The sequence below is a fragment of the Vibrio sp. Isolate23 genome (assembly GCF_022398095.1).
GTDB classification, from domain to species: domain Bacteria; phylum Pseudomonadota; class Gammaproteobacteria; order Enterobacterales; family Vibrionaceae; genus Vibrio; species Vibrio coralliilyticus_A.
Genome location: NZ_JAKEUV010000022.1, coordinates 1 through 4,375, shown reverse-complemented (window position 1 = coordinate 4,375; position 4,375 = coordinate 1). Strand labels below are relative to the sequence as shown.

1 protein-coding gene is annotated in these 4,375 nt (G+C 45.1%); it reads left to right on the top strand.

Annotated features, from left to right (window positions below; translation table 11 throughout):
* Positions 1–727 precede the first annotated feature (727 nt).
* On the top strand, positions 728–4,375 hold a 3,648-nt coding region (locus tag L1D31_RS22365; RefSeq protein WP_239839137.1), incomplete at its 3' end, for a hypothetical protein.

The following is a 4,375-nucleotide window of genomic DNA, read 5'->3' as shown; positions in this document are numbered from 1 at the left end:
TTTTCTATGAACGGATCTGTAAAGATGGGTTGCCTACAGATTTCTATGCACAAGTRGTAATCGGGGTGGGAGCTACATCAGCGTTGATCGAGCAGAACCTGAAAATCTTCAGAATGTGTTTTTAGAAATCAATGGGCTGTATGTTCAACATCTCGAAACCAAGCGAAAAGTAGGCTATGTCAATATGAACGATTTCTTGAACAGCGTGCCGCCTTGTTTAAATAGCTGGATGGCTCCTTTACGAGGTTGTATAAACGAAGTGTTCAGCTTCCTATTCACACGCAAGTGCAGCGCAATCTCCCCTCTAGGTCAATGATTCATAATGCCGATGAAGTTTTATGGTGATATCCAATTACTCAATACACGAGTTGTTGTGTGAATACTGGGGAAGATTCGTACCATTTCACGGTGGCTTGTTTATTGACTTTCGAACCATGGAGCGCTTTGATTTTTAGAGGTTTTTGATTGTTAATCATTGTTAATCATTGTTAATCATTGTTAATCATTATCTCATATTCAAATTTCCTGATACATATTTACTCGATATGCATTTAGTTGCTTTTTGGGGGCTGTGTGTCGTTTTATCTTAGCTAACGTTGGGGCGTGCAGGTGGGCTGTGTGTCGTTTTATCTTAGCTAACGTTGGGGCGTGCAGGTGGTTCAAAAGAACGTAGGGCACACATTCGACTAAAACTGTTCATGAGTCAACAACATTAAGGTGATCTATTATGACGAACGCAATTGAGTCTAATGCCTTTAATCTGTCCGAATTTATTAGTAGTGGAGTGGATGCGAGAACCCTCAGTTTTTCATTGCAATTTCCTATCGGAGAAATTATGTGCAATTTGAGTAATGAGCAGATTTTATCGCCCATTATTTCTTTTAACAGTGGCAATATTACCGACTCTGGGTTTGGAGTTGGCTGGGGATTATCGMTTTGTCGTTATGATAAGGCTGCAGAAAAGCTTTATCTTGAGAATGGGCAGAGTTTTTATGTGGAGTACGAACGTTCGACTGGAGAATATCGTTTTCCATATCGAAAAACATACGATATCAAATTTACTGACACAGAAGACGGTTATAAGTTAGTTCAGAAAGACGGCMAGTCAGCGTACTTCAATTCTGACGGTTTGCTGGTCAAACAGACGGACGCGAGTGGTCGTAATTTGCATTACACACATGTCAAGTTCTTAAATAGTGACGTGGTTGAGACTATTCGCGATGACGGCAATATTTCGATTGTTTTCGATTACAATGAAACCCAAACGACCGTACGCTAYTATGTGGACGATCAAACCGTTAAGTCAATGCGCTTTGATAAATTCAGTTCAAATAATGGCTACCTCCTAAAACACCTTTACCTGCCAGATGATGAGGAAAATCACTTCGTTATTGACTACGAATTCGATGCCCCCTCGGGTTACCATTTTATTAGTGAAATTGTCTATCCAGGAGGGCGTATTGAGCGTATTTACTACGCAGATAATGACCTCCTACTACCACCTAAGGCGCCCATCGAATACATGCCTTCTGTCCGTCGTTTCGTTATAGAGCACGGTTGCGGCCAACCCAATACAGAAACCGCCTATAAAGCCACGACCAGCCATAACTATTTAGGGTATGGCGGCAATCGCGATTGGGAAGCTGGGGTAGACACGTTGTTTTTCTGTCCATCCGATTACGTTTATGAAACCGAAGAAGTGACTGAAAATAAGAAGATCATTCGTCGTTTTAACAAATATCACTGCGAGATCGTGACGTCAAAATACAATAATGATGTGCTGTATGAGCAGCAAATCACCAACTATCTTGCCGACGAAGAACTGTATATTGATGAACAACCCATCAACTACACCTTACCCCAAACGATCATCACCACCTTCTACTACGACGGCCATTCGAGACAAGAAAACGTTGAACTTACCTATGATAGCAGTGGCAACCTGATCGAAAAACTTACGCCTGACGGGACGCGACAAATTCAGCGCTATGCACCACCGGAAGGCATCCCCGGCGTTTGCCCGCCCGAAGACCACGGGATGATCCGCTTTATCGTCGAACAGACCATAGAGCCAGCCAGTCATGACAACGGTGAACCCACACGCAGTGTCCGTTATTTTTACGCCAGTTTTCTATCGAGGGACCACCAGCAGAACGTCATCCTTCCTGTCAAAGAGGTCGCAGATGAACGTCTGACCAAGCATTATCAATATTACACGGATGAGTCGGACGCACTGAGCTATCTCAAACGTAAAACCGAACATGTAAAGGGCAAAGCGAATACAACCACAATCCATTATGATTACGCTTTTGAAAATGGTATCAAAACCACCGTGACCACGACTGGGTTTGATGGCGCCAATCAAACGACGTCCTCAACAAAAGACCTTGTCTCTCAGGAAATTATCCAGCTTGATGATTCAGATGGGGTTAGGTCGAGGTTTGAGTACGATGTCCTTAACCGAGTCGTCTCTGAGGTCGTGGGTGAAGATACGCAGTATCAAGCAACGAAAATATACAGTTATGTGATTTCTCCAGATAACAATGCGGTCACAATCACGGACTCACAAAACAACATTGAGATTCAATATACGGATAATTCAGGTCGGCTGATAGAAGTCAAACGTCGAGAAGGCAGCAGTGGCACACTATGTACCGTTGCCAGTTATCAATACAACGCTCTGGGGCTTGTTGTATCAGAAACACACACAGATTGGCTAGACGGCACCGCTCTCGCGTTAATGACGACCTTCGAATATGACGCTTGGGATAGCGTGAGAGTGACCTACCATCCTGATGGCCGAACAGAATATACGCTGAATGATCCAACGACGGGGGCGATCCCTTCTGCACCCGCGGGCGTATCGGCTAGGCAAGTGCAGAAAATCGAAGGACTGGGGAGCCTTGAGATATGGAAAACACTGTTTGGAGAAGATTGTGTGATCCGAAGCATTGATARTCAAGGAAACCTCTATTCAACGGAAACCATCACTTATGACACCTTGGGAAGAAAACTTACCCAGCAAGACGCTGAAAACAACACCACTGAGTTTTCGTATGACAGCTTCAACAGAATCACCCATAAAACCGATTCGACAGGCGTCGTGCATCATGTCAGCTACGCCGATTTCCCCACTCAAACCTTGGCCGAGCATGTCTATGCCGACGATTACCTATTAGGCTCAAAACACTACGATGGGATTGGTMGACTGATCACGCAATACCAATCTTCTGCGGTTCTYCATTATACCTATGAAAAAGGTGGGACACTGCCGGTCTCCGTTTCTCTACCCGAAGGGACCCAGAGAATGCAGAGCGTTAACCTCGCATTGAAAGCCATCACCCAAATGCGCTTTTCAGATTCCACCCCTGATGTGAATTTTGACTATGACCCCGCCTCCGGCCTCGTGATTCAGACCAGTCACGATGGCATTAGTGTCGACAGCACCTACAGTCCTGGCGGCCACTTAATCGAGCAAACCAGAGATTACGACGGTACGTCCCGAACGGCTTATCAGAAGGTTTCTCTGATGGGGAAACTGCTGGAGACCACTGACTTCTTCGGGCATTCCGAGTACTGGAGGTACGATGACGTTGGGCGGCTGTCATCTGTTACGGAAGACATAGATGGACACACCATCGATTTTGCGGTGACTTATGATAGCTACAGTCGTCCAATMACGATGACATGGTCGTTTAGCCAGAATACGGCGCAATCGGTGTCATTAAACATCTATTACAWCGAACGTGGACTAGAACGTGAGCGCATCTATCTTTTCGGTGGGRTAAGCCAGTTGTCTATTGAAACTGATTACGACAGCAGGAATCTGATCAGTTGCAGAAAAGTGTTTCGACAAGGCGCGGTGAGCCTAACGGAATATTTTACGTATGATGCACTCAAACGGYTGAAGGAATATCAGTGTCATGGGGCTCACCTGCCTGAGGATGCGTATGGCAACAAAATCGTTGGTAAAGTATTGACGTATGATCGCCTTAACAATATCGACACTATCGTGCTTACCTTTGATGATGGCTCCACAAATCGTTCTGAATACGTCTATTTACCTGACGATCTAATTCGCCTATCGCATATTACCCACAGTCATGGGTCTTACCCAAGCGAGCAAAGTGTCGCCTTTGATGCTTGCGGTAACGTGATCCAGGACGAGCTGGGCAGACGTTACACTTACAATGGCCAAAGCCAATTAATGCAGGTAGAAAATGACGACCATCTCGTGGTGAGCGCCTACCGCTATGACGGTGAAGGGAATCAAGCGATCCAACAAGTTCCCGATCAAGCTGACATCGAGTTTTTTTATTTTGATGGGGTGCTCAAAAACGAACACTCTGACAGTTACCACACTCAACCACACTCA